Origin of the sequence: Chitinophaga sp. (assembly GCF_036566945.1) — a bacterium.
Classification (GTDB): Bacteria; Bacteroidota; Bacteroidia; order Chitinophagales; family Chitinophagaceae; genus Chitinophaga.
In genome coordinates, this window is sequence record NZ_DATCVJ010001108.1 from 1 (window position 1) to 2,569 (window position 2,569).

2 protein-coding genes are annotated in these 2,569 nt (G+C 43.9%); both read right to left on the reverse strand.

What is annotated here, in order from left to right:
• Positions 1 to 227: 227 nt before the first annotated feature.
• Entirely contained in the window at positions 228 to 980 is a 753-nt protein-coding gene (locus VIP81_RS33245; protein ID WP_331972508.1) for a LytR/AlgR family response regulator transcription factor, read from the reverse strand.
• 25 nt (positions 981 to 1,005) lie between these two features.
• Positions 1,006 to 2,569 (reverse strand): histidine kinase (locus VIP81_RS33250; RefSeq protein WP_331972510.1); only part of this gene is annotated, 1,564 nt, incomplete at its 5' end.

A 2,569-nucleotide genomic window follows, 5' to 3' on the forward strand; every position in this document is an offset into this window, starting at 1 on the left:
TATTTTGTTTTGCGGGTCAAATGTACAACCAAAAGTAATCCCACCAAATTTTTTTGTTAAGAAATTGTTACGTACCCTTCGCGCAAAAGACTAAAAAGCAGGAAATGAAAAGGAATTACGCGTCTTATTAAAAAACGGAGGCATAAACATTAAATAAATCGAAAGCAGGATGCCGGAAAATTTGAAAATATATAATTACCGGACAAGGATACACGTAGTTCCCTGGTTTACTTATGGTTCATTTTAAGCAACAAATCGCGTTGCCTTCTTTCCGTAATATCCAGTACTATACCGCTTCTCAGCACTACTTTACCAGCAGCAGCATCCAGATGGCTGATATTGGAAATCTGTATCATCTGACTATTATTGATCTGGTAGAAACGCAGCGCACCAAAGAGATCCGCATAATACCGGAAAGATTGTACGGCAGAAATGTGCATGCCTGTACCTAAACGGAATAAGCAGTTTTCTCCCGTGGCTTCCAGGTATTCAATAGCTGGTATATTAATAGTATAGGCTTCTCCGTTAGTGGCAGGGATGAGTAACTTCCAGGCTGCCGGCTTGCTATGATTGAAATTTTCCAGGAGTACATCGTATCGGTCTTTGCTGCTGCCGGACTGGATACGTGTGGTTACCAGCGCTACTGCCTGCAGCAAACTTTCTTTATCTATCGGTTTCAGTATTAACTCCACATCACTGAAGCGGATGACGTGCAGGAATTTTTTTTCAAATGCAGTAACAAATACCGCCTCAAAAGGAATGTCGGGCATAGTACCTGCCAGCACATCAAACCCGGTGCCATCAGGCATTTCAAGGTCAAGGAATACCAGCTCCGGCCGGTGCGTTTTTATTTTTTCAATTCCATCTGTACAGTCCGAGGCCGTACCGGCAATCGTTATTTCCGGACAGTATTTTTCCAGCATCAACGCAATAATATCCCGGCTGTTTCGCTCATCATCTATTATAATAGCCTTTATCATAAAATAACATTAACGGATACACTAATTATAACTGGGGGATCAGTATTTTAACAATCGTGCCGCTATCCGATTCATCTTCTGATGATCTGTCTATAATTTCTATGTGAATTTCTGTGTTATACATTTTGTTTAACAACTCAGCGCGGTTCTGGCTAATCTCCATGCCAGACGACTGATGATGCTTGGGCAGCATCCGTAGTGATTTGGAACGGGCAATGCCAATACCATTATCTGCAATAATACATTCCAGCATGTCTGACGCTACCTGGTTAAAGTGGATGGAAAGCTTGCCGGTAGGCTGTTTGGGATTAGTCATCCCATGCTTTACCGCATTTTCTACATAGGGCTGTAACAGCATAGCCGGAATCTCCAGTTCTGCAGTGGCAATCACCGGATCTACCACTATTTCATATTCCATCCTGTTCTCAAAACGCATCTTTTCCAGTCCCAGGTAGGTATTCAGGTAAGTGATTTCATCTGCCAGCGATATAAAATTACGACGGGAGAAATCAAGCGTTTTGCGGATCAGGTAAGAAAAGTCCGATAGGTATTTCTGCGCATACTCATAATCCCGCTGCATCACAAACAGCTGAATGGAGTTCAGACAGTTAAAGATAAAGTGGGGATTGATTTGCGCACGTATCGCTTTCAGTTCAATCTCAGTCAGCTTCTTGTCGTATTCTGTTTCCAGCTGTTTCTTTCTTTGTTCTTCCAGCTCCTGTTTCTTACGCAGAATTTCCGTGGTCTGTTCTTTTACCAGTTCTTCCAGTTGCTCATTCAGCTTGCGTTGCAGCTCTTTATTTTTATTTAGCTGTTTGATCAGTAACTCTTGTGTACGTGTTCTTTCCAGGTGCACCAGTTTGTTACGGTAGCTTAATCCTGCCAGGAAAAACATTGCCTGTAGTAGTACACCACCAATGAGCAGCAGACTGGGGGCGGCCAGCTCTCCCAGGGCACTGAGTAAGCCCAGCGGACGAACATGCATTAAGAAGGAGCCGAAGCAGGCCAGGTATAAACATACAGATCCATACAGGAAAAAGCGGACCAGCGGATGGTGTCTGGAACGCCGGGCCAGGGCTACAAATACCGCCAGCAATGGCACCAGCGTAATAAAATACACATAGCTGTATATAATGGTGGGCAGATGATATTGTTCTTCTGCAATACAATACATGCATAGAATAATCAGGCCGCCCACGACCGCCGCTACCCAGGTAAATACCCTTTCCATAAACGGATAACGCTCCGTCAGGTTGAGGAAGGTATTGCCGAATAAGAGGTACATCAGGTAAAAGCAAAACAACAATCCCGGAATGTCCCAGTAGTATTTCAACATAGGCCACCGGTGAAAAAACGATAACTGGTAAGGTTTACTCTCCAGTCGCAATGCAAAGAACAGGATGAGTCCCAGTACATAAACGGCAAAGTAGATATAGGACCTGTCCGGTAGCTGTATATAATTAATAATAGAAATACTGAAGAAGACCATCAGCATACCCAGCAACACCTGTATAATCACCGCCTCTTTGCGGTAGGTATCCAGCTGTTTGTCGCGGAAGGTGGCATACGCTATAGTGCCGAAGAGGGCA

What these genes read in the sequence shown, in the direction of transcription:
- VIP81_RS33245 (WP_331972508.1), bottom strand. Translation starts at nt 980, where the DNA reads ATGATAAAGGCTATTATAATAGATGATGAGCGAAACAGCCGGGATATT.